The organism is Lysinibacillus sp. JK80 (genome assembly GCF_027557635.1).
Taxonomy (GTDB): Bacteria; Bacillota; Bacilli; order Bacillales_A; family Planococcaceae; genus Lysinibacillus; species Lysinibacillus capsici.
Genome location: NZ_CP058997.1, coordinates 2508874 through 2533222 on the forward strand (window position 1 = coordinate 2508874; position 24349 = coordinate 2533222).

Here is a 24349-nt window from a genome sequence, read left to right on the forward strand (position 1 = left end):
TCCTCCTAGTTTTAAAGTTTAAATCAAACTAGGAGATACACTTTCTTCCTCATTGTCTTCGGACATTCTAATACACAGAACAAACCACGTTAGCATAGGTGGAGTCCAAGTATTCGTGATAGTATAGTCAACTTCAAACTCCTCGTCCTTCACATCTTGAACGGTTATTTTATTGACGAGATACAGATGCAAATGAACACTTAATACAGTTAAAACCAAAGATGCTAATAGCCAAAAGTATTCCATTGTACTGACAAAAATGAATAAATCATTCATGAGAAGTGACCAAATCATAATACTCCTCCTCCCTTTATTAAAATTGAAGAAACATACATTTTACCTAACTTATCTACGCTACAAAGTAAAATAAGTTTCAATTTTATGCTAAGGCTCATTCCTCATTTCAAAAATTTAAAATGGGGCTTGCTCATAGCTAACCCCATTCAACCAATCTTATTTATTTTACCCAGCCTAAAATCATTTCCCGTAATAATTTAGAAGCTGTGTTTGCTGTCATTTCTGAAGAATCGTAGATCGGTGCTACTTCAACTAGGTCGAAACCTACTACATTTACACCACTTGCTGCAATAGCATGGATGGAAGCGAGTAATTCTTTCGAAGTAATACCACCACAGTCTACTGTACCAGTGCCTGGTGCGTGTGCTGGATCTAAAACATCAATATCAATTGTTACATACACATTGCGTCCAGCTAGTGTTGGTAGGACCTCTTTTAACGGTTCAAGCACTTCAAATTTTGAAATGTGCATGCCGTTTTCCTTTGCCCATTCAAATTCCTCTTTCATACCTGAACGAATTCCAAATGAATAGACATTTTTAGGTCCTATATGTTCCGCAATTTTACGGATTGGTGTAGAGTGCGAAAGTGGCTCTCCCTCATATTCCACACGTAAATCTGTATGTGCATCAAAGTGAATAATAGCAAGATCATCATATTTAGCTGATACAGCCTTCATTACTGGCCAAGACACTAGATGCTCGCCACCCATGCCGACAGGAATCTTGCCATCCGCTAATAATTTCTCTATGAATTTCTCAATTTCATCTAAAGAACGCTGTGCATTACCGAATGGTAGTGGAATATCCCCTGCATCAAAGTACTTTACTTCCTCAAGCTCACGATCTAGATATGGACTGTACTCTTCAAGACCAATGGATACCTCACGGATACGCTGTGGACCGAAACGTGATCCTGGACGGTAACTTACTGTCCAATCCATTGGCATACCATAAATTACTGCCTGTGCGTCGTCATATGTAGGATGACTTTTTATAAAAACATTTCCTGAATAAGCTTCATCAAATCTCATTGCTAGCCCTCCATATAATTAATCATCATTTTTTGTCTTCTTCTATTATGGCTTACAGGATTGTAATGAAACCTGTATCCTTTTATCCTCGTATACATTATTGGAACGTCTAGCAAATTTCGATTAAAATCTACAAGGTGCGATTTTTTTGTCGAATGCCAGCATTTCAAGTAGTACAAAAAAAGTATAGATGTTTTTGAATAAAGTGCAATAGTTTTTAGTTAGAATTTCGATTAAAGATGAATGTTCGAACACATACTAAAGCTAAGTTCGAAGTTGTGAGAAAACGAGGTGAAGTCGGATGAAACGAAAAAGCTATCATCGAAAGCAACAACGTGTAAAGCGCACACGCAAAAGCCTTACGTTATTCGTGGCCTTTACATCTGCAATTGTCGTAGCGTTTGTCGCACTCCGCATCTATGTTCAAGTGGCTGGTGCACCGCCTTTAACCGTACCAAAGGCTTCTATTTTCTTAGATGAAAATGAGAACCAAATTGGGGATCACTTTACAAATCAACGACGATATTGGGTCGGCCTCGATGAGATGTCACCTTATTTAAAGGAAGCAGTTGTTGCTGTTGAAGATAAAGATTTCTATCAACATGGCGGTTTCGACTATTCACGTATTGCTGGTGCCATTTTAGTGGACATTAAGGCTGGTGGTAAGGTTCAAGGAGCTAGTACCATTACGCAACAATATGCTCGTAACCTTTATCTTTCCCATGAAAAGTCTTGGACACGTAAATTAAACGAAGCCCTGTATGCTTATAGATTAGAAGTTTTTTATGACAAGGACGAAATATTAGAGGGCTATTTGAATACGGTATATTACGGTCATGGCATGTATGGAGTAGAAGCTGCAAGTCGTTTTTATTTCGGAAAATCTGCCAGTGATTTAACGCTTGCTGAAGCAGCAATGCTAACAGGCGTACCAAAAGGACCAAGTATTTACTCACCAATTGCCAATTTAGATAAGGCTACCAATCGTCAACACGTTATTTTAAAACTTATGGCAGACCAAGGTGCCATTACACAAGAAGAAAAAACGCGTGCTGAAAATGAACAGCTCGTCTTAAAAAATGATAGCTGGGTTGCAACCAAATCTGTTGCCCCTTATTTCCTAGATGTGGCTTGGCAAGAAGCCAGTGAAATCTTAAAATCAAAAAACCTTGATATTAGTGAAGGTGGCTGGACAATTCAAACAACGCTTAATCTGGAGCATCAAAAAGCAGCTGAAGAAGCAGTAGCCAAAAATATGCCTGCCAATGATCTGCAATCTGCGTTTGTAAGTATGGAATCTAAAACAGGAGCTGTCACTGCACTAGTCGGTGGTCGTGATTATTCAGTAAGCTCATTTAACCGAGTTACACAAGCCAAACGTCAACCAGGCTCTACTATTAAGCCGATCTTATATGCAGCGGCGCTAGAAAATGGTTACACGCCACTAACTTTTTTAGATGTTGGTGAAACAACTTTTACGTATGATAATGGGCGTGGCACTTATGCACCTAAAAACGTCAACGGTCAATTTGCAGATCATGATATGACGATGGCACAAGCTATTGCTATCTCAGATAATATTTACGCAGTAAAAACCTTAGAGGACATTGGCTTCAAAGAGTTTCATGATATGGCAAACCGTTTTAATGTAGGAATTGGTGCGAAGGATAATTTATCCATTGCACTAGGAACGATTGAAACGACATTATACGAAATGACAAATGCATATAATATTTTGGCGTCGCAAGGACAGCAAACAACACCAACAACCATTGTATCCATTAAAAATGCACATGGAGATGTTATTTATGAAAACAAAGATGTAGCAAGCAAAGCTGAAACAGCCATTTCTAAAGAAAATGCATACATCTTAACAGAAATGATGACAGGTATTTTTGATCCGGTTTTCAGTGACTATTCACCCGCTACAGGAATCAGTATTCGTTCACGTATGACACACACATATGCTGCTAAATCAGGTTCTACGAATAGTGATCAATGGTTAATTGGTTTTACTCCAAAACTAACTGCTGGTGTATGGAATGGCTATGATCAGGGTAAAAACCTTACCACGAAGGAAGATACTGCTGCAACAAAGCAAATCTGGATTGACTTTATGGAAACTGTCAACAAAGGTACAAAAAATGAGGATTTCAAAAAACCTAAAGGTGTAGAGGGCGTTGTCATTGATATTGAAACAGGTAAATTAGCGACTGACGCTTGTCCTAAACAACGTCTAGTCTATGTAGAGTCGAAGGATGTACCTACTGAAAAATGTACAAACTTCGATATTCTCGACAGTAATACATGGGGAGAATTTTGGAATATGCTACCATTCTCTATATTTAAGGACTAAAAACAAGATAATTTCGGAAACCTTTTTAATCCTAATACGTTTTTAGCTATGAAGGCTCTCGACAAAGTAACTGATATACTAAAAAAAAGAAAAGCTTTCTCTTCCCCGGAGACGTGTCCGTGGGAACAGAAAGCTTTTCTTTTTTTATGGTCCGCGAAGTATGAGCATCATGGGGCATTTGGCTTGGGTTTGGGTTGTTCAAATGCCGCATAGCGCTCATCACATTCGCGATACCAAGTGTCCTAGCTTACTAAAATGTAAGCTCTGCATCAAGTGTACTTTGTTTCAAACACACTTTCAACCTAATATCGAAAGCGATTGCAAAATGTCACAGATTGTTCAATCATTACGAGTCTATTCGACAAATAAGTCTTGACGCAATTGTTCCTCACTACGTTCCCACAATTCTGGATTAAGTTGTTTAAGGAAAGAAGCTAACACTTTTTTAGACGGTGCATCCATATGCTCTACAATAATATGACGTTTCATGGATTTATCCATTTTATTTACATGATCAGCTAGAATTTTATAGCCACGTCGTTTTTCACGATTTACAACCATCTCACAGGCTGTAACTCCTGCATAATATGGCCCATTTTCTTTATGGTCTATCGTCACCCACACGAGCCAATACGGTTTCCCGCCCTCTGAATCAGCACGGTCCATTGTAAATTTAATACCACGCTCTACGTCACTTCTTGCATGCATGGCACCAATTTCAACAGAAGCCGTCCCCTCTTCTACGTCCACTATTACAGGCGATACATTCTCTAATGAAAGTGAACCGATACCAAACCCTTTATGTCCATCTGTTGGATCGTTTTTTATAATGGTAAAACCCATTTTTTGTTTTGGTTTTTCTTCATTTGTCATACTTAAATATCCTCCATTCTGCTATTATAAAGGAAAGCATATCAACGCATATTTTGTCGAAACAATCACTATTTTCGCCATTGCGTATATGCCTCAACGCAAGTAAGAAGTTTATACTTTCTTATAAACTAACTATACAACATTATTCTATAAAGGAGGCAATATTATGCCATACGTAACAGTGAAAATGCTTGAAGGTCGTACAGAGGAACAAAAACGTGCTCTTGTAAAAGAAGTAACAGAAGCAGTATCTCGCACAGTTAATGCACCTGCAGAAAATGTAACAGTTTTTATTGAAGAAATGTCTAAAAACCATTACGGCGTTGCAGGCGTTCGTTTTAGCGACAAATAGTAGTAAGATGGATAGAGCAAGCATCTTAACGCTCTATCCATTTTTTTAAAATGGTCATAAGTTAACCATCTTTTGCTGGAATAAAACCTTCTATTTCAAAAACAAGGATGTGATCTACGACATGAATAAACTGAAGATAATATTGCTCATCACTATGCTCGTCCTTGGCCTAATACTTGTATTTATCAGCCCCATTCAAAATGCGATCATTGCCCATTTAAGCCATCAATTAAATACTACTGAAATCAGTGTAGAAGAGATTGAAAAGAATAATCAGGTTAATGCAGATTATGTATTTGAGGATGTACAATCGCTGTCCATAGCGGAGGTATTAAAGGCTCAAACAAAGGCCAATAAAATGCCCATAATTGGTAGTATCGCCATACCAAGTGTTGACATGCAACTTCCGATTGTCAAAGGTGTTGGAAATGCTGCACTTGCCGTAGGGGCAGGTACCATGAAGCCAAATCAAAGCCTCGGGCAGGGAAATTACGCCTTAGCAGGACATTATTTTGAAGAAAAGGATATCTTATTTAGTCCTCTATATAAAGCAAGTATAGGAGATACAGTCTATGTAACGGATTTAACCAATATTTATGAATATCATTTAGCTTCTAAGAAAGTCATTGCGGCAACAGATATTTATGTAATCGATGATATTCCAAATAAAACTGTTTTAACACTCATTACATGTGCTGATAATGGATCAAAGCGTCTTGCCATACAAGCTGATTTTGTTCAACAATATCCATTTGATAAAGCACCTGAAAAGCTATCAGAAGCATTTTAGAAATAGGTGAAGCCCCTAAGATTTAAGAGTCTTAGGGGCTTCTTCTTTTAAGTAATTATTTAACTTCAGCGTTGCGGCGACGTAAGAAGTATAATGCACCAAGAATAAGTGCTACTCCAATCAGCATTAGTGCTGTTTGATCGGCACCATCTGTCTGAGGTAATTTACCTTGTGCTTTTAATTGAGCTTCTAATCGTTTTGCATCCGATTTAATTTTGTTAATATCAAGTGATTCTGCAACAGCTTCCTGTTCCTCTTTAGTTAATTGACTATATTTATTCAAGAAATCCTTATAAGCATCTAGTGTATCTTTTGTAGCTTTAGTTGGATTATAAGGCGGTAAGTTTTTCCCTTGATCAATGACACCTTGAACAGAAGGTTTAGATCCCTCAGTTTTTCCAGGATTGGCCGAATTGTTTGAATCTGTATTTGGTTTGTTTGGTTCTACAGGATTCTCTGGATCTGGATTTGGTTTATTCGGATCCACCGGTTTTTCTGGATCTGGATTTGGTTTGTTCGGATCCACCGGTTTTTCTGGATCTGGATTTGGTTTGTTGGGATCCACTGGTTTCTCTGGATCTGGATTTGGTTTGTTGGGATCCACTGGTTTCTCTGGATCTGGATTCGGTTTGTTCGGATCCACTGGTTTTTCTGGGTCTGGATCTGGATTTCCTGGATTAGTTGTAGGAGGTGTTACTGGTAGACTTGGCTGAATTTTAGCCTCGCATGTATTACCCACGATAACTGTACCAATAATTGTCTTACCATTCTCCCTTACAATATACTTACCTGGCTTAATAATTGAATTATTGATCGTAATTTGACCCTTACTATCTGTTATAAACTCTGTTGAACCATTATCTTCAACCTGTATACCATCTTCACCTGTTATTGTTACTTTTACGCCTACACGTGGTTGACCAAACATATTGTTAATTGTCAATGTAAAGGCTGGACAAACTGGTGCAATTGATAATGTAATTTCACAAGGAACACTCGCATAAGAAACTTCTATCTCACCTAAGTAAATATTTTTATCATATACATCATATTTACCCGCAGGAGTTGTTTTAGATACAAATATTAAATTTCCATCTTTATCCTTATTTGTTGAGATTACTTTTCCAGATTTATCTTTAATAATGACATCGTTACCTGGCTTGATGATGCCAGTATTATCTTTGATTATTACTGTGAAGTTTTCACATTTTGGTGTTGGTTGAACGCTCGCTTTACAATCGATATTGCTTTCAAACTCATCAATTTCTTCTCCATCAACTACAACTGTGTAAACACCTGGCTCTAAATCACTTAATTCAATTACACCGTCTTTTGTAGTTTTTGTAGCTATAATGTTACCTGTATCTTTATTTTTAACCGTTACTGAAGTACCATCTGCAACTAAATTACCATCAACATCATAGACAGTTAATTCAAACGTTTCACATTTTGGTGCTAACTGTACTTCACTTTGGCAATTATCATTGTGATACGTAACATTTACTTCACCTAAATACTGGGTACCCTCATATAGCTTATATTTTCCTGCTGGAGTTGTTTTATCAATGATGAATTGACCATCACTATTTGTTGTGCCAGTAGCTATAACAGTATTACTTAGATCTTTAAGTGTAACTGATACATTTGGACGTGGATTTCCATTCTCATTTTTTACAGTAATTTTAAAGTTAGGACATGAATTTGTAGGTTGGACTGTATCTTGACATTCTCCAGTACCATATTTAACGGTAACAGTACCTAAAGGAATGTCATTTTCGTCCACTAATGTATACACGCCTGCTTGGACTTCTTTACCACCTGTACCAGGTCGCTTAATATCTGATACTTGCCCCGCAGCATTTGTTGTGCCCGTGTATTTTGCATTGCCGTTGCTATCAATTAATTTAATATTTTTATTAGCAATAGCATTACCATCAATATCTTTCACTGTTAATGTGAATGCTGGACAGGCATTTGTTAAATTAACATCCTCAATGTTATCAATAACATATGCTTTACCATCCACACCTGGAGTAATATCTATATTTGCTCCCATTGTAATCGTGATTGGCGCAATCGCAATATAGCCCCCTGGTGATTCCTCTCTTAACGTATACTTTCCATAACGCACTTGTTCAAATGTCAATGTACCATCTGCGTCTGTTGTTCCTTCATCAAGTTTGATTGTGTTATTTTTATTCCATAATTCAAACTTAACACCAGCAAACTCTTCACGTTTACCTGTTAAAGGATTTACTTTATATTTTTTTAATTGCAATGTACCCTTAACACCTGATGCACTTGTATCAGATGAGCTATATTTAAATGTTTTGCTATCGCCACCGTGGTCACTTGTACCTGCAGCTGTTGCTCCAGCGTAACCAATAGAGGCACTATTAGAAATTGTTTCACCCGCGTTACCATCCCCCATAAAGAATGTGGAATACGTAACAACATAACCTTTGCCATTTAATTCTCCCAAATTAAGACTAAAACTACCATCTTGATTTAAGACAATTTCGCTAGCATCCACAGTAATAGGGGATCCTATATTTTGAGAAGTCCCATTTGCATTTAGTTTAATCTCTTGTTTCTTGAACGTATTTGTTAATATTTTTTGGTTACTTGATGGTTTGTCTGTTAATGTAATATTTCCTAATTTTGAATTAGAAGCATTTACTGTAACTGCCCAATTAATAATATCGCTGGCTGGAACAGGTGTCGCTGTTTTTTTAATTAACTCATTTGCAAGATTACTAATTTTTGCTGTTGCATTATAATTATAGCTTCCATTGTGTGGAGTATCTAGAGTCGCTGTATTTGTGTAATCTCTTGGAGCATTCGTTGAGTTTTGACCAAAAATATCGTCAGCATCTTTTGTTTTGTATTCAATTAAATACGCTTCGTTGTTATCAGTAATTGGATCTAGGTTAATAAACGTAATTTCAAAACCTGTAACCTTGTTATCTGTTAGTGTTTCTGTAACAGTCCATTTAGCAGGATCTAATGTACCATTTTTTGTTCCCTCTTCTGTTGTTAAGTTTAGCTTAGATATGGTAATTTGATCTTTTAATGTTTGACCATCTGGAACAGGAATATAATGACCCGCACCTAATGTATCTGTTAAGGTAGCACTATTTATATCTTGTTTATTGATATTAACCCCAATACGCCAAGAAAACTCTTGTGTCTGGTTATCTACGACAACTTTTTTGTAGCCATTATTGTTTGTTGGAGAAGTAGAATCTGGCGTATAATTAGCAGTTCTATCTAATGCTTGGTTATGAGAATCTATTGCGCCATCCCATGTTGCATCAGCCGTATTAATATACGAGGTTGCTACACCTCCGTTTGGCTTAATATCGTACTTTGTTTTGTATCGAATAGTAACTGTGCGGTCTTTTGGAATGTCACTTGAAATTTCCATTTTAAAACCTTCGTTGCCTATAGTTGGGGCATTACCCGCTTTATCTGTAATCGAGTACGTTAAACCATTTGCACCAGTAACCTCATAGAAGTCAGTACCGTTCCATGGTGTTAATGTGTGTTTTAACGTTTCTCCGGCTTTATTTGTGGTTGTAAAGTCATCTTCTATTACAAAGTTTTTCAAATCTTTCTCAGCATTAATGGTTAAAGTCCATGTAATTGTTTTGTTTACATAGTCAATTGCCCCACGTGCTTTATTAAAGATGTTTGAAGCCAGGTCTAGAGTTGCTGTGTCTGAACCACTATCTCCTCTTGTTACAGTATTTGTAATCGTGCCCGTATTTGCATCTGTAACAAATTCATCTTCCAGCTCCGAATCATAAACAATTTTAAAGGCAGATGTTACTTCACCATTTGGACCTGAGGTGTTAGTTGATTTATCAAAGTCAATCTCAAAATCATAGTCATGTTCAGTTAAAGCATAGTCTGTGTCTTTAGTTAAAAGAGTTGAAGATTGTTCACTTTGACCATCACTTGATAATATTACACGATATACTTTAAAACTACTGTAATCAATTTTATGCTTACCAGTTGTTGGCGACGAGCCTGTCAGTGTATCTGTTAATTTCGCTTTATCAGCAGGTATTTTTTGACCTAGCCAGTTATACTTAATTGTCCATGTCGAATTATATTTATCGCCACTTCTTGTTTTATCTAAGCTCGGTCCATATTGTACAGTTTGTGTTCCATTGGCTGTTGTGTTAGCAGGAATATTTGTCCCTGTCAAAGTAGCTACGTTTGTATAGGACATACTTGATGCAGTTGGATCTGCTGTTACAACAGTGTTATATGTTACTTTGTATGCATAGTATCCATCTGTCAATGAGATAGGGAATGAGGTTTCAATGCTTGTATCGTCTACAGCACCTGGGCTATTTGAATTAAACCCATTCAATCCAATTTTGTATCGCTCAACTGTAATATTTCCAGCCAGCTCATGCTTTGCATCTGGTACATCATTCAAACTTGCACTTTCAAGTTTTTGCCCACCAGTATTCACCCAAACTGTCCATGGAATCGTTACTTCACCACTTGCGTCTCGTGTAATAGAACCAGCATTTTTTGTTAGTAATTCCCCACTATCTGTAGGTGCAAATTCAAAGTCTAGTTGAACATCTGCTCCTCCAAGCACAGGGATTATTAATGATTGTTCAAGTTCACTTTCATCAGCAAAGTTATCAAATTTCGCCATAAACTCAAAGTTCATACTACCTGATTGCCCTTGTTCTAATTCACTATCTATTGTGACTGTTACTGTTTTTGTAGCACTGTTATAGCTTGACGAATAGGCTAACCAATCACCAGTCTCTGTTAATGTTCTTGATTGATTAAAAGAACCTGCTGTGTACTCTTCAATCATATTGGCAGGTAATTGGAATGTGAACGTAGAACCTATTCCATAATCAATTGTTGGATCCAAAGAGAATGTGTAGTTTAGATATACTACATCACCCTTTTTAGGTTTTGGCCCTGAATAATTTGCTAAATCTGTAGCATTTGTAATTAATGCTCCACCTTGTGAAAAGAGCTTTAAGCCACTAAATGACATCGTCACATCTGCTTGCATATTTTCAACAGGGTAACCTACTGGCGCACCTAATGGCATTATTAGCTGTGGCTGGTTTTCTAGCTGCTCTTCTTCTTGTTGTTCTTCTGGCTGTCCTTCTTGCTGTTCTTCTGGTTGCTCTTCTTGCTGTCCTTCTGGCTGCTCTTCTTGCTGTCCTTCTGGCTGCTCTTCTTGCTGTCCTTCTGGCTGCTCTTCTTGCTGTCCTTCTGTTTGCTCTTCTGATTTTGTTTCATCTTCTGGAGTTGTCACTTCAGCAGCATCTTCACTTGGTATTTCACTTGTAGTATTTTGGTTTCCTACTTCTCCATCAGAATCAATCACAGTATTTTCGCTAGATTCATTTTGAGGAGTCACAGGTGGTTGACTCTCGTCGGCAAACACTGAAATTGGTGAAAGTACTGTTTGAAATACAAGTAGCAATATAATTATCGCTATGTTTAATTTTTTCATGTTTCTCTCCTTTTTTAGTTAGAGAGATACCTGATACTGTTTGCTACAAGATTGATCCTTTCAGGTTTAGGAAAGGAATGAACAAACAATAGGTCACACTCTCTCCTTTAATTTTTATGGAAACATCTCAAATAAAATTCAACCATTATCTTAATATAGGTCATTAGAATTATTCACAGATGTTTCCACATATCTTTACGGCACTTTTGTATTACAACAATCAATGGGCACCACCTCCATTTCAAAATTATTGATTAATTATATCTAATTCAACTTAACAGTTTCTAAACAATTATCTAAAAATAATAAAGCAGTAAACAACATCCCCCTGGAACGTGTTTACTGCTTTATTATTTTTAAAATTTATATTTATTTATTGTCTTTCCTTAATAACATTAATATTTGTTTTTTTACAGTTGAGTTTGTTGAATCGTCCTCTAAGAAATCTAATGGGAAATAGATTTTATGATCTCGTTTCATACGCCCTGAGATAGCATCCACAATAATGGATTCACGTGAAAGCTCCCGTAGCTCACCATTTTTCATTTCTAAAAAAATTGGTACACGCACTTCTTCCTCTCCTGGTCTGTAAAAATCATATGGCAGATCTGCTGTTGTATCATGTACAAGATAATAATCGGGGTCTAATCCTGCCTTTTTGAAAAGCTCTTGGAGTTTTTGATATTTATTGAGCTCTACTCCAGGGTCTAAATCAATGTATTGAAATAGCTTACGATTCACAAAGCGGCGGCTTAAATCACTTAGAATGGCATCCTCCTCTTGCATCCATAACTGAAAATATGTAAAAAGTATACTCTCGTCTAACGCAAGATAATCCTCTAATGTAATAACATTTCGGAAAAATGCTAGGAAATGAGTAGGCTCATGCTTAAATGTATAGCCCGCTAAGCTTAATTGTTTTACTCTTTTTAATATATTATTTAAAATTACCTCTGCACTTCGTGAAACAGGATGGAAATAAATTTGTAAGTACATTTGATAGCGACTCATTATATAGTCTTCCACCGCATGCATGCCTGTTGCTTTGATTACTACTTGGTTTTTTCTTGGACGCATTACTCTTAAAATCCGTTCCATATCAAAATAACCGTAGCTTACACCTGTAAAATAAGCATCACGTTGTAAGTAATCCATACGATCTGCATCAATTTGGCTCGAAATTAAACTAATTACTTGCTTATTTGGATATGTCTTTTCAATTACTTGGGATACCTTTTCAGGAAAATCAGCTGCCACTTTTTTTAAGATCGCATTTACTTCCGTATCTCCCAACAAAATTTGCCTTGTAAAATATTCATGATCAAGCTCAAATACATTTTCAAAGGCATGGGAAAATGGGCCATGACCTAAATCATGTAAAAGGGCTGCACATAACACTAATAATCTTTCACTTTCATCCCAATCTGGACGCCCTACAAAGATATCATCTACTATGCGACGTACAATTTCGTAAACCCCCAGAGAATGACTAAAGCGACTATGCTCTGCTCCATGAAATACTAAAAATGTGGTACCTAGTTGACGAATTCTACGTAAACGCTGAAATTCTCTTGTACCCACTAAATCCCATATCACTTGATCTCGAACATGTACATAACGGTGTACTGGATCTTTAAATACCTTTTCTTCTTCTAATTTAGCGTTTGCATATGTCATTTGGATAGCACCCCCATTTTGTTATAGTTCTATTATATGCGATAAATCTAGGACTAGCATACTTATTGCCATTTTTCTATAGATATTAACAACCTATTTCGATTACCTTTATCATTATTTTTATATTTATATTGGTCTAATTTCTCAACATATAAAAAAGCAAAACAAAAACTATCCCCCCAAGTAGAGATAGCTTTTAGTTTTACTTTTTTAATTTTGCTAAAACCTTTTCCATTAGTTCATCTTCTGTTAATGCAGCAACAGGTCGGCTATTTACAAAGGTAAATGTCTTTTTGCGTCCTGGACCACAGTAAGAATGACAGCCAATTTCGATGGTTGCATCAGGATCGATTTCCTTTAATTTTGGAATTAACGTTTTTAAGTTAACGGCCTGACATTCATCGCAAACTTTAAATTCGTTTGCCATTTTGTCAACAACCCTTTCTATATAGTATTTTTCAAACATAATCTCGCTCTATTGCACACATGACCTTCACATATTTAAGTATGCAGCATGTGCGCAAACCTACATCGGGTATTGTATCGTACTTTTCCCCTTCTATTCAAGCATAATTCCTTCTACATAGATGAATAAAAGGTTAAAAGATTGGTCATGCTAGTCTTAAATAACAAGTTCCAGATAAAGGTGGGAGGATTTTAATATGAGTAAAGTAAGACAAGATGCTTGGTTAAAAGAAAACGATGAATTACTAGCAGAGGCTGTAATCCGTCATGTAACAGAAGGAAGCACACAGCTTAATGCCTTTGAGGAAGCAGGCGATGCATTAAATCGTACTGCGGCAGCCTGTGGTTTTCGTTGGAATGCCGTTGTTCGTAAAGAATACGAGGAACAATTAGCAGAAGCTAAAAAGGAAAGAAAAGAGAGAATGCGAGTGTTGGGAGCGCCAGCAAGACGCCGTGCTTCTAGTATGTTTACCGTAAATAATAGTGCTGCAGAAGGAAAATCAATTCCACTATCTGCCCTTTCTCTTGATATTGTCATAGCTTATTTACTACGTTTACAGCATTCTGGTGAAGTAGGAAATGAATCTTCAAAATGGCGACAACTTGTACATGTAACATCTGAGAAAAATAAAAAACTAGAGAAAACCATTACAAAACTAGAAGAGGAAAATCGAGCGATTCGCAAAGATTACGAGCAATTTGTACAAATTATGAATCGTGCTAGACGTCTTGTTACGCTTGATGAAGAGGAAGAGCGAATTGCACCTGTTTTTAAAATGGAAAAGAACGGAAATCTTGTAACTAGCAGTTCTATTTATCAACCAGAAAATGGCGATGCGCTAAATTAGCCGCATCGCTTTTTCTGTTTCATATAATCAACCAACTTACTTACGTTCAAGCATTTTGGTGTTGCGCTCAAAAACCCGCTGTAAATAAAAACCATACAACGTTAATTCTTCGTCATAAAAGGACTGTGGACGTACTTCCTCGGCCGACTGATTAAGTAGTTGCTGTAGACGAATAACAACCGCTTCTACTGTTAAATGAGGGTCTATAAGCTCCGATAGCGAAGCCATGACTTCTGGCACGATTTGAGGGTAAGCGAATTTTGTTTCCTCTTGTTGCAAGCTCTCTTCATAAAAGTCACGGATAAGTGCCGCGCGTTGTGAGCCACTCCCCTCAATACATAAATAAATTTGCACTGCCACCCCTTGACGTAAGCGTCTTTGTGAAATACCAGCAAATTTTTTCCCATCAATACTTAAATCATAAGAACCTGGGCAATAAGAGCCCACTATTTCATAAGCCTCAATTTTTTCAGCTACTTCTGGGAACAATCCCTTCACAAGGTCCACCATCACATCATAGCCATCGTTTATACTGAGCGACTCTTTTTGTTCAGACAATACAATGGAAATATTAAGAATCCCTTCATCTAGCACAACCGCTAGTCCACCAGAATTACGAACAATAGGATGATAGCCTCTAGATTCTAGTAATTCCATACCTTGCTGAACATAAGGTAACCGATGGTCTTGAATACCTAGCACAACAGATGCCTCATGGACCCATGTACGAATTGTTGGAGGAGACATCAATTGGCCAACTAATTGGCACAATGTATCGTCCGTCGCAAAAGATTCAAGCGGTGATCTTTGCTTCGCACTAATGGATTGATCATAATAACGCCAAATTGGCTGTTGTAAAATATGTTTCATTTTGGTACTCCTCTTATTACATCTCTTCTCTTTAGAATACATGATCTTTAGATGGTGTCAAATTCGTGAATTACTATCATGAACTTAGGGTTTTTGTACAAACTATGATAAACTAATTTTTGAATGGTATTCACTTATAAAGGAGTGTTTTCAATAATGAATGAAGCAGCAATTACGTTAGATGGTTGGTACGCTTTACATGATTTCCGCTCAATTGATTGGGCATCTTGGAAACTTGTTTCTGCAGAGGAACGTCAAGCAGCAGTAGAGGAATTTATTGCTTATTTAGAAAAACTGAACGAAGCAGACGTAGCTAAAACAGGTGCTCATGCTTTCTATGCAATCGTTGGTCAAAAAGCTGACTTTATGATTATGACATTGCGTGAAACAATGGATGAGTTACAAGAGCTTGAAGCAGAATTCAATAAATTAGCTATTGCAGATTTTACAATTCCTACATATTCTTATGTATCTGTGGTAGAGCTTTCAAACTATTTAGCTGGCGAGTCAAATGAAGATCCTTACCAAAATCCACATGTACGTGCGCGTCTATATCCTGAACTTCCGCGCGCTAAATATGTATGCTTCTATCCAATGGATAAACGCCGTCAAGGGAACGACAACTGGTACATGCTATCAATGGATGAGCGTAAATCATTAATGCGTTCACATGGAATGATTGGTCGCGGCTATGCTGGTAAAGTAAAACAAATTATCACTGGCTCTGTAGGCTTCGATGATCACGAATGGGGCGTAACTTTATTTGCTGATGACGTACTGCAATTCAAAAAATTAGTATATGAAATGCGCTTTGACGAAGTGTCAGCACGCTATGGCGAATTCGGGGAATTTTTCGTCGGAAACCTTCTTGATAAAGATAAATTGGTTAAATTCTTAACTGTTTAATATCTAATTAAAAATGCGAGTCCGTCAATATGGACTCGCATTTTTAAATTTCGTTTTCTTCTGCATTCTCGGATTCGAATATTAAAATAATAATATGAATAAAAATCCCAGTTAGAATCATAAGAAAAACTAAATACCAATTATATGGTTGATGATAATATTCTGCTATTCCAACTGCCAGAAAAGCGCTGATGATGATCGCTACAAACATACTAAAAATACGCATGGAAACGCTCCTTCATAAAAGCAAAAATAAAGTCAATTTTAGTATGTCACGCTATATTTTTAATATACTTACTAGGCAAGAATAATTATGTCTTATTGGATGTCAGCTAAAACAAGCATTGTAAAGGCATTTTTCCTGATGCCCTGCTTTCCACCCTTTTACTCACAATATAAAAAAGTGCCATCTTTTAGCGATGACACTTTCTTAACCTCAACACGTTTCTTCTATATACCTCATTAAGAGCTCTCGTTCTTTACTTTTAAAATTAAGATAACCGTTTGAATAAAAAAACCAATCACTATAATAACAATAAAGAGATACCAGTGGAGCGGCTGTCCATAAAACTCCCCTAATAGAAAAGCCAGAACTGCACTTAATAAGATCCCAAACCAAACGCCAATTTCCATAAGCCATCACCTCACATGTATTAGATACACATGCAATTCATTGATCTCACGTTCCCCTAAATCTATTTTTTTCTATTTACCCTTTTTGCTATAAAAACTATCGGGCCTTGCAGGATTTGAAGTATTTTCTACGTACTTGTCGTTATTACTACTATATGCATAGTAACTTTAATATGTGATTGTCTTTCTTAACAAAATTGAACATGACTACTATACCTTCGTGCATATACTGTCTGCGAGGAGGTATGAAAATCGCTGTTATTAAGACGAATGATGCACAGACAGCCCTACTTGCAAGACTAATGCGTGCCGAAGCAGAAGGCGAAGGAGAGTTAGGCATGCTGATGGTTGGGAATGTTGGTGTTAATCGTGTAAGAGGTGATTGTTTAGATTTTGGTGATATTCGAACAATTGAACAAATGGTTTATCAGCGTCCGGGAGGCTTTGAGGCAACACAAAAGGGTTATTTTTATCAAAGAGCACGTGATCAAGATATCCGGTTAGCTAAAAGGGTGATTCAGGGTGAAAGATTTCATCCAGCTACCCGCTCTTTGTGGTTTTTCATGCCAGCAGGTGATTGTCCTGCACAATGGTATGGCCAATGGAATACTGGCAGGTTCAAATCCCATTGTTTTTTCTCGCCAACTGAACAAGATTGTCCTCAAATTTAAAAAGAAAGTAGGTTGATAATTGATGATGCCTTATTATTGGACACCAACAACGCAACAACAAATGACTCCTCCTCCAGTCACACTTCCGAGCGGACGACCACCTGGCCGTGAGGAGTCCTATATAGAAAATATTTTGCGTTTGAACCGTGGAAAACCAGCTACCTTCCATTTTTCTTTTGAGCACGCAGTAGAGCAGGGAAAAAACACAAAAACTGTTCGTGGTGTGGTAGAAGCAGCTGGTCGAGATCATGTCATTATTCGTGAGCTTAAGTCTAATCATCGTTTTCTTTTCCCTATGATTTATTTCGATTTTGCTGAGTATGATGAGGAAATGGCTTACTTTAATCAAAATCCATAATTCTATCTCTAAGTAAAAATCCGCAATACACTCACTGACCAAAAGTCGATGGGCGTATGCGGATTTTTATCATTCGCTATGTTCAATTTTCTTTTAAATACGTTAAGGTTGCTTTACCTAAGGTTTTTGCTGCAATTAGCATGGCACGTTCATCAAAATCAAAGCGTGCATGATGATGCGGATAGGCCGTTTCCCATTCTGGCTTTTTAGCTCCTGTGAAGAAAAATGTGCCTGGTACTTTTTCTAAATAATACGCAAAATCTTCCCCAATCATAAATGGCGGACATGTTATTACTTGATCTACCCCTGGTACAGTCGACGCCAATTGTGCCAAAAACTCGGTTTCTCTCTGATGGTTATAAACAGGTGGATAACCCCTTGTGTAACGATATTCGTAACTTGCCCCAAATGCCAGACAAGTCGCATTTAATACTGCTTCTAACTCTTGTTCCATTTGTATGCGTACTTCTTCTTCAAATGTACGAATTGTCCCCGCTAAAACTACCCGATCAGCTATAACGTTAAATGGATTAATTGCCTCAAAATGACCGATTGTTAAAACAGCTGATTTCAATGGGTCTATTCGTCTTGAAACAAGCTGTTGAGCATTAACGACAAATTGGGAGGCTAGGGTAACTGCATCAATAGAATGATGAGGCTCTGCGCCATGACCACCCTTTCCTTGTACCGTTATTTCTACTTTATCCGCGGCAGCCATGATAGCTCCATCTTTCACTAATATTTCTCCTAATGGTGTAGGTGCCCATAAATGTGTACCAAAAATAACATCTACACCTTCTAAACAACCATCCTCAATCATCGGCTTAGCTCCACCTGGTGCCACTTCCTCTGCATGCTGATGAATAAATACGACATTGCCTTCAATTTGGTCCCTCATCGCATTCAATGCCTTAGCTAGCCCAAGCAATGTAGCTGTATGTCCATCATGTCCACATGCATGCATTTTTCCAGCTATTTTAGATTTGTAAGGTACATCATTTTCTTCTTGAATCGCTAATGCATCGAAGTCAGCTCGTAAAGCCACCGTTTTGCCCGGCTTTCCGCCACGTAATATCGCTACGACGCCACGTCCTCCCACTCCTTCTCGAACCACATGACCCAATTCTCTATGAAAAGTAGCTATATAGGATGGCGTTTCGACTTCTTCAAAGGATAATTCAGGGTATTCATGTAAATGGCGACGAATCCCTACCATCTCATTATAGTTAGCATCCAGTAATGTAAATAGTTTTTCCATACTACGTAACCTCACTTTTGGTATTTTCGAAATATTGCAAGTAATATTAGTAGTGTACTATAAATTCTTACAAAATGGATAGGATTTAAATCCCTATCTTTGAAAGATGACTCATAACAAAGAAAAACCCCCCTACAAATAATGTAAGAGAGTCAGCTTAAAATTAGCGAGCATGCTTGAGAGCAGTTAAAATAATAAGTAGCCATCCAGCTAAAAATAGTACGCCACCAATTGGTGTAATAGCTCCTAATACTTTAATACCACTTATCGCCAGAACATATAAGCTCCCAGAAAAGAAAACAATACCAAGGTTAAAGAAAATACCTGCTAGATTTAATTGTTTCACTTCACCTAATAGTTTAGAGCTCATTAACAGACCAATGATTAGTAATCCTGTAGCGTGAAACATTTGATATTGAACAGCCGTTTCCCAAATACCTTGACTATATTCATCTAAAATTTCCTTTAAAGCATGTGCACCAAATGCACCGAATGCTACTGCTAATAGGCCATGAAGAGCACCTGTCACGATAAATCTTTTCATTTTCGTTACCCTACCTTTAAAATGGATTAAAAATCAAAAATGGAATCGCCATTGGCTCCATCTTCTTCAATCTTTGCTGTATATAAAGTGGATGGTTTTGACTCTGATACAAGCATTTGCGGTACATGCTTATGAGGAGTGATAGATGGTGCATCACTTGAAGAATCTAACACCACATCACATAATGCTCGAATGGCTGTAAGTGCCTCACGAATTTGCTGATCATTTCCCGCATTTTTTGCGTAAGATAATTGTTTTTCAAGTTGCTGTATAACGGCCTGATAAGAAATCATTACATTCTCCCACTTTCTACTTTTGGTACGAATTTTAAACAATCTACACCCGAGGATTGCTTCACAACAACGGATGGTATTTGCTTTGTTTTAAAGCCATAAGCTGCACATGCTCGTGGGTTTTGAGGGTCCCAGGTTACTTTAAAAAATTGACACTTAAAACAATTCACCTTCATCAATGTCCCTCACTTTCTTCTATATTAAATGTAACATGATTGCTAAAGCGTATAAAGCAAACGATTTGTGCCAATCTATTCTAAACACCAATCAATCGGCTGCTTGCCCCACTCCACTAATTGTTGATTTATCTTTGAATAAGGTTTACTACCAAAGAATCCTCGATAAGCACTTAATGGACTTGGGTGTGGCGCTTCGAGTATGACATGTGGTGTTTTATATTTTCGGATTAATTGCTTTTTGCGTTGCGCTGGTTTGCCCCACAATACAAAAATTAGTGGTTCTTCCCTTGCAGCTAATAGATCGATAACAGCATCGGTAAATTGCTCCCACCCTTGTTCTTTATGGGAATTCGCTTGTCCTGCTCGAACTGTAAGCACCGTATTTAATAGCATAACACCCTGTTCAGCCCACTTTGTTAGCGTTCCATTTTGAGGAATTGGACAGCCTAAATCATCCTGTAGCTCTTGAAACATATTCCGTAAGCTAGGAGGATGTGGAATACCTGGTTTAACAGAAAAGCTTAGCCCATGTGCTTGATTAGGCCCATGATAAGGGTCTTGTCCCAAAATAACAACCTTCACATCATGATATGCTGTTGTATAGAATGCGTTCATCACATCATTGATTGGTGGATAAATAGTTTGTGTCGAATATTCATTTGCGACAAATTGACGTAGTTTTTGATAATATGGTTTTTCTAATTCTTCTTTGAGTACTTCTTGCCAATCATTCGGGAATACTTGTTTCATCGTTCATTAAGCCCCTTTCTCTTCTTACAACGGTACAAAAAATTAAAGATGAATTCAAGCATCAGTTGAAACTGACCATATAAAAATATAGTATTCTGGCTATTTTTATAGAATCAGAATCGGACTATACTAGATGTTAATTTTATAACTCTTAACGATAAAGGAGATCCTTTACATGACTCTAAAAAAAACATTAACAATTGCTGGTTCAGATACATCAGGCGGTGCAGGAATGCAAGCTGACCTTAAAACATTCCAAGAGCACGGTACATATGGGATGGTGGCATTAACAGTTGTCGTAACAATGGACCCTAACGGCTGGACACATAACGTCACACCTTTGCCAACTGATTTACTACAAAAGCAAATTGACACAGCACTTTCCACAGGAATTGATGCCATTAAGACAGGAATGCTCTCAACAGAAGAAATTATTCGTATTGCTGGAAAGGCTATTGCAAATTCAGGGACTAAAAATGTTGTCATCGATCCTGTTATGGTATGTAAAGGTGACGATGAAGTACTGAATCCAGGTAACACAGATGCCATGATTCAGCATCTTTTACCGCTAGCAGCGGTAACAACACCAAACCTGTTTGAAGCTGGACAATTAGCTGGCACAGGTACACCAAAAAACATTGACGACATGAAGATTGCTGCTCGTAAAATCCATGAACTAGGAGCTAAAGCTGTTGTCATAAAAGGTGGAAAAGCCCTAGCTACTGAAAAAGCAATAGACTTATTCTTTGATGGTGAAACATTCTACTTATTAGAATCTGAAAAAGTTGCATCTACAAATAACCACGGTGCAGGCTGTACTTTTGCTGCCTCTGTCACAGCGAATCTTGCGAATGGTCTTACTATTAAAGATTCTGTCATTGAAGCAAAAGAGTTTGTATCGGCAGCTATTGCACATGGCTGGGCGCTAAATGAATATGTAGGTCCTATCATGCATGGAGCGAAATCACGCTTTGGTGCTCCACACGTAACAGTAACAGAAATATAAGAATGAAAGGGATGTCTCAAAGTCATTTGAGACATCCCTCTTTTTTTACATATAATTCTCCATCATTTCTAGCCGATAATCCCATGGATCATTCATAGATATAAATTGCGCTAATGCTTTACTTTCCTTTTTACGTTCAGCACGGGCCTTCGCTCGTTCTGAAGCTGTTTCATGCAATTTTGTCTCTTCTACTGTTTCAGGTATTACTCGTGGGACCAGTGCTGGTTTGTTATTTTCATCCAATGCCACGAAAGTTAATAATGCAGTCGCTGCCACCTTTCTCTCCCCAGTTTTCAAGTTTTCAGAAATGACTTTAACAAAAACCTCCATAGAAGACCTTCCCGTCCAAGTTACATAGGATTCGAAATAAACCGAATCTGTTGGGCGAATGGGATGTAGGAAATCTACTGAATCAGTTGAGGCTGTAACACAATCTCTTCTGCTATGCTTTGCAGCTGAAATGGAAGCAACTTGATCAATATCGCTCATCAATCGTCCGCCAAATAATGTATTATGATTATTCACATCGTTTGGAAATACACGACTTGTACGCATCACTCTTGATTCCTTACAATATTTAAAGTCCTTATTCACACCAATTCCCCCTCTAAACGTCTTGTTTATTCCTACTATAATGCTATATTTAAATGGAAAAATCAATGTAATTATTAGAAAATTACAAATACTAAACAATTATTTAATGATGAGTATTTATCCGATAAAGATTAAAATTGGACAAGATACGTTAATGCCTCATACCCCATATATTAGCTGTATGGGAGGGGAAAAAATGAAAAAAAACAAGGTAGAAGACTTAACGGAAGAATCAGGTTTACTAGCTGGAGAAATCACCTCTTCAAAAGTTGAAGTAATTGCCTCCATCATATTAACACTTGGTTACTCATTATCCACCCTTGCCACAATATTGGCTCTGCAGGAGGAGGAAGAATTGGCACAAGCCAAAACTACTGAAACCCAAGATCAAAATCTTTATATGAAGCAAATGTTTAAACAATTACAAAATGTTAATAATCGTTTAGATACAATAGAACGAAAGCTCAATCGATACTAACAAATACATAGCCTACATTAATTTTCAATAAAAAACCGCGACTCTCCGTCATAAAGAGAGTCGCGGTTTTTATTATACTATGATAATGAGCTTCATTTTTCTTCCCTTTTTCACAGCTACCTTGCATAACCTGTTCAAGGAACGTCATCTATTGTACCAAGATAGAATTCATTATTTCTGAAATAATACTACCTTCAACAGGTGGAGCTGTCTACACACACAAATTAGGAAGAAGTCATGGTTGCAATATCTTTTCAGATGTGAAAACGGATACAATGCGAAACGACACAGTTTGTACATATTTATTTTCACACTCCCTATATTGATACATTACAATAATTTTTTCAAGAATATTGCTTAAGAACTTGTCATAGGTTTAGAGATGATGATTTATTTCTCTGGATGCTAGGATTCATTTTCACACTCTCAAAAATTTGGACAAAATGGCGCTAAGGTTTGTAAATATAAATCATCAATTTTTTTATCAAAGCAATCAATTTCCCTTTGCGAATTTTTTTTACTATACTTAAAGGAGAAATGATCGAGAGGAGTGTTAAGATGCAAGAAGTACAAGTAGAGACGTTGCAAAAATTGCTGAATTCTTTCGCCAACAAAGACGTTTATATTCATCTTGAGACGACAAACGGATCTTATGCAGCACACTATGATGAACAGTTTTTTAATGCAGGTGCTTTTATTCGCAATGCTAAAATTAACTATGAGCTTGCTAAGGTTGTAGATAATGCACCTCATCGTGTGGGTTTAAAATTACCTCATGGCTGGGTTTATGCTCAAGGCATTACACATTTTGAATTAGATGATTTAGGCCGTTTATTAATGGCTGGACTAGACTACTCTGGAAAATTGGCGATTGCGCTTGAAATTAGTGAAACGCCATTTACTTACTAAGGGGGACGACTATTTGAATTTACAACCACAACGTCATATTTTAATTGTGTACCCTCACCCAGATGATGAGGCTTTCTCAGTTGCGGGGACCATCGCCTACTATACAAAGAAAATGAATACACCTGTTACATATGCCTGTTTAACATTAGGCGAAATGGGACGTAATTTAGGTAATCCACCCTTTGCTACACGCGAGTCTTTACCTGAAATCCGTCGTAAGGAATTGGTTGCAGCGGCAGAGGCGATGGGTATTCAAGATTTACGCATGCTTGGTCTACGTGATAAAACAATTGAATTTGAAGATGATGAGAAAATGGTAAAATTAATGGAAGGGCTAATCGAAGAACTAATGCCTTCTTTAATTTTCACATTTTTACCTGGCTTTGCTGTCCACCCAGACCATGAAGCAACAGCACGTGCTGTAATTGAAGCTGTACGTCGTATGCCAAAGGCTGCTCGTCCACAAATATTCGGTTGTGCCTTCGCCAATGATACGATTGAAAAAAATGGTGAACCACATGTGGTCTATGATATTCGGGAAATGCGAATGGACAAATTAAAAGCATTACAAGCCCATGCGTCTCAGACTGGTTGGATGATGCAGGAGACTGAAAAACGTATTGATGACGGCGAACCAATGAGCGAGAGCTGGCTTAATGTTGAAAAGTTCTATATTGTTGACCCAGATAAATATGTAAAATAAATA

25 protein-coding genes are annotated in these 24349 nt (G+C 37.4%); 11 read left to right on the plus strand and 14 right to left on the minus strand.

Going from position 1 to position 24349, the window contains the following annotated elements:
- Positions 1-18: 18 nt before the first annotated feature.
- Complete coding sequence (locus tag HXV90_RS12820; RefSeq protein ID WP_004231520.1) at positions 19-294, minus strand: hypothetical protein; 276 nt, start codon at positions 292-294, stop codon at positions 19-21.
- Positions 295-457: 163 nt separating this feature from the next.
- On the minus strand, positions 458-1330 hold the full coding sequence (speB, locus tag HXV90_RS12825; protein WP_004231519.1) for an agmatinase: 873 nt from the start codon (positions 1328-1330) through the stop codon (positions 458-460).
- A 301-nt stretch (positions 1331-1631) separates the two neighbouring features.
- On the opposite strand from speB, the gene HXV90_RS12830 reads away from it, so the two are divergent.
- A complete protein-coding gene (locus HXV90_RS12830) occupies positions 1632-3686 on the plus strand; it encodes a transglycosylase domain-containing protein (RefSeq protein ID WP_048393764.1) in 2055 nt (684 codons plus the stop codon).
- 354 nt (positions 3687-4040) lie between these two features.
- On the opposite strand, the gene HXV90_RS12835 is transcribed toward HXV90_RS12830, so the two are convergent.
- Positions 4041-4559 (minus strand): YwhD family protein, encoded by a 519-nt coding sequence (locus HXV90_RS12835; RefSeq protein WP_004231517.1) that lies wholly within the window; start codon positions 4557-4559, stop codon positions 4041-4043.
- 166 nt (positions 4560-4725) lie between these two features.
- On the opposite strand from HXV90_RS12835, the gene HXV90_RS12840 reads away from it, so the two are divergent.
- Together HXV90_RS12840 and HXV90_RS12845 are read left to right on the plus strand one after the other, a co-directional pair.
- Positions 4726-4911, plus strand: coding sequence for a 2-hydroxymuconate tautomerase (locus tag HXV90_RS12840; RefSeq protein ID WP_004231516.1), 186 nt, complete (start codon positions 4726-4728; stop codon positions 4909-4911).
- A gap of 121 nt (positions 4912-5032) precedes the next feature.
- On the plus strand, positions 5033-5701 hold the full coding sequence (locus HXV90_RS12845) for a class A sortase (RefSeq protein WP_054548575.1): 669 nt from the start codon (positions 5033-5035) through the stop codon (positions 5699-5701).
- Positions 5702-5756: 55 nt separating this feature from the next.
- Here HXV90_RS12845 and HXV90_RS12850 read toward each other — a convergent pair whose 3' ends face one another.
- From HXV90_RS12850 to HXV90_RS12860, 3 genes are all read right to left on the minus strand, one after another.
- Entirely contained in the window at positions 5757-11204 is a 5448-nt protein-coding gene (locus HXV90_RS12850; RefSeq protein WP_269897363.1) for a collagen binding domain-containing protein, read from the minus strand.
- A gap of 369 nt (positions 11205-11573) precedes the next feature.
- Complete coding sequence (locus HXV90_RS12855) at positions 11574-12881, minus strand: HD domain-containing protein (protein WP_269897364.1); 1308 nt, start codon at positions 12879-12881, stop codon at positions 11574-11576.
- Positions 12882-13083: 202 nt separating this feature from the next.
- Positions 13084-13308, minus strand: a complete 225-nt coding sequence (locus HXV90_RS12860; protein WP_004227652.1) for a YuzB family protein — start codon at positions 13306-13308, stop codon at positions 13084-13086.
- A gap of 235 nt (positions 13309-13543) precedes the next feature.
- On the opposite strand from HXV90_RS12860, the gene HXV90_RS12865 reads away from it, so the two are divergent.
- Positions 13544-14194: an RsfA family transcriptional regulator gene (locus tag HXV90_RS12865; RefSeq protein WP_004227650.1), complete on the plus strand. Its 651-nt coding sequence runs from the start codon at positions 13544-13546 to the stop codon at positions 14192-14194.
- A 36-nt stretch (positions 14195-14230) separates the two neighbouring features.
- Here HXV90_RS12865 and HXV90_RS12870 read toward each other — a convergent pair whose 3' ends face one another.
- Complete coding sequence (locus HXV90_RS12870) at positions 14231-15064, minus strand: octanoyl-[GcvH]:protein N-octanoyltransferase (protein WP_269897365.1); 834 nt, start codon at positions 15062-15064, stop codon at positions 14231-14233.
- A gap of 156 nt (positions 15065-15220) precedes the next feature.
- Between HXV90_RS12870 and hemQ the strand changes: the two genes are divergently transcribed.
- Positions 15221-15970 carry a hydrogen peroxide-dependent heme synthase gene (gene hemQ, locus HXV90_RS12875; RefSeq protein ID WP_004227638.1) on the plus strand — a complete coding sequence of 250 codons (750 nt, stop codon included), beginning with the start codon at positions 15221-15223 and terminating at the stop codon, positions 15968-15970.
- 462 nt (positions 15971-16432) lie between these two features.
- Here the strand turns inward: hemQ and HXV90_RS12880 are convergent, their stop codons facing one another.
- Positions 16433-16603 (minus strand): hypothetical protein, encoded by a 171-nt coding sequence (locus HXV90_RS12880; protein ID WP_004227634.1) that lies wholly within the window; start codon positions 16601-16603, stop codon positions 16433-16435.
- A gap of 245 nt (positions 16604-16848) precedes the next feature.
- Between HXV90_RS12880 and HXV90_RS12885 the strand changes: the two genes are divergently transcribed.
- Both HXV90_RS12885 and gerQ read left to right on the plus strand, forming a co-directional pair.
- Positions 16849-17274 carry a cell wall hydrolase gene (locus HXV90_RS12885; RefSeq protein WP_004227631.1) on the plus strand — a complete coding sequence of 142 codons (426 nt, stop codon included), beginning with the start codon at positions 16849-16851 and terminating at the stop codon, positions 17272-17274.
- Between the two features lie 22 nt (positions 17275-17296).
- A complete protein-coding gene (gene gerQ, locus HXV90_RS12890) occupies positions 17297-17632 on the plus strand; it encodes a spore coat protein GerQ (protein WP_004227629.1) in 336 nt (111 codons plus the stop codon).
- 82 nt (positions 17633-17714) lie between these two features.
- On the opposite strand, the gene HXV90_RS12895 is transcribed toward gerQ, so the two are convergent.
- From HXV90_RS12895 to HXV90_RS12915, 5 genes are all read right to left on the minus strand, one after another.
- Positions 17715-18890, minus strand: a complete 1176-nt coding sequence (locus HXV90_RS12895; protein WP_103117407.1) for a M20 family metallopeptidase — start codon at positions 18888-18890, stop codon at positions 17715-17717.
- Between the two features lie 163 nt (positions 18891-19053).
- On the minus strand, positions 19054-19434 hold the full coding sequence (locus HXV90_RS12900; protein WP_103117406.1) for a DUF423 domain-containing protein: 381 nt from the start codon (positions 19432-19434) through the stop codon (positions 19054-19056).
- A gap of 26 nt (positions 19435-19460) precedes the next feature.
- Positions 19461-19727 carry a YwdI family protein gene (locus HXV90_RS12905; RefSeq protein WP_048393438.1) on the minus strand — a complete coding sequence of 89 codons (267 nt, stop codon included), beginning with the start codon at positions 19725-19727 and terminating at the stop codon, positions 19461-19463.
- Entirely contained in the window at positions 19727-19903 is a 177-nt protein-coding gene (locus HXV90_RS12910; protein ID WP_048393435.1) for a hypothetical protein, read from the minus strand. The genes HXV90_RS12905 and HXV90_RS12910 overlap by 1 nt, the downstream gene beginning before the upstream one ends.
- Positions 19904-19978: 75 nt before the next feature.
- Entirely contained in the window at positions 19979-20656 is a 678-nt protein-coding gene (locus HXV90_RS12915; protein WP_103117405.1) for a uracil-DNA glycosylase, read from the minus strand.
- A 175-nt stretch (positions 20657-20831) separates the two neighbouring features.
- On the opposite strand from HXV90_RS12915, the gene thiD reads away from it, so the two are divergent.
- The gene (thiD, locus tag HXV90_RS12920) at positions 20832-21662 is read left to right on the plus strand and encodes a bifunctional hydroxymethylpyrimidine kinase/phosphomethylpyrimidine kinase (RefSeq protein ID WP_269897366.1); all 831 of its coding nucleotides are present in this window, start codon (positions 20832-20834) and stop codon (positions 21660-21662) included.
- 45 nt (positions 21663-21707) lie between these two features.
- Here thiD and HXV90_RS12925 read toward each other — a convergent pair whose 3' ends face one another.
- Positions 21708-22256: an acyl-CoA thioesterase gene (locus HXV90_RS12925; RefSeq protein ID WP_004227610.1), complete on the minus strand. Its 549-nt coding sequence runs from the start codon at positions 22254-22256 to the stop codon at positions 21708-21710.
- 196 nt (positions 22257-22452) lie between these two features.
- On the opposite strand from HXV90_RS12925, the gene HXV90_RS12930 reads away from it, so the two are divergent.
- The 3 genes from HXV90_RS12930 (at position 22453) to bshB2 (ending at position 24346) form a co-directional block, all read left to right on the plus strand.
- Entirely contained in the window at positions 22453-22734 is a 282-nt protein-coding gene (locus tag HXV90_RS12930; RefSeq protein ID WP_048393429.1) for a hypothetical protein, read from the plus strand.
- A gap of 558 nt (positions 22735-23292) precedes the next feature.
- Positions 23293-23643: a YojF family protein gene (locus tag HXV90_RS12935; RefSeq protein ID WP_004225428.1), complete on the plus strand. Its 351-nt coding sequence runs from the start codon at positions 23293-23295 to the stop codon at positions 23641-23643.
- 13 nt (positions 23644-23656) lie between these two features.
- On the plus strand, positions 23657-24346 hold the full coding sequence (gene bshB2, locus HXV90_RS12940; protein WP_048393426.1) for a bacillithiol biosynthesis deacetylase BshB2: 690 nt from the start codon (positions 23657-23659) through the stop codon (positions 24344-24346).
- Positions 24347-24349: the final 3 nt, after the last annotated feature.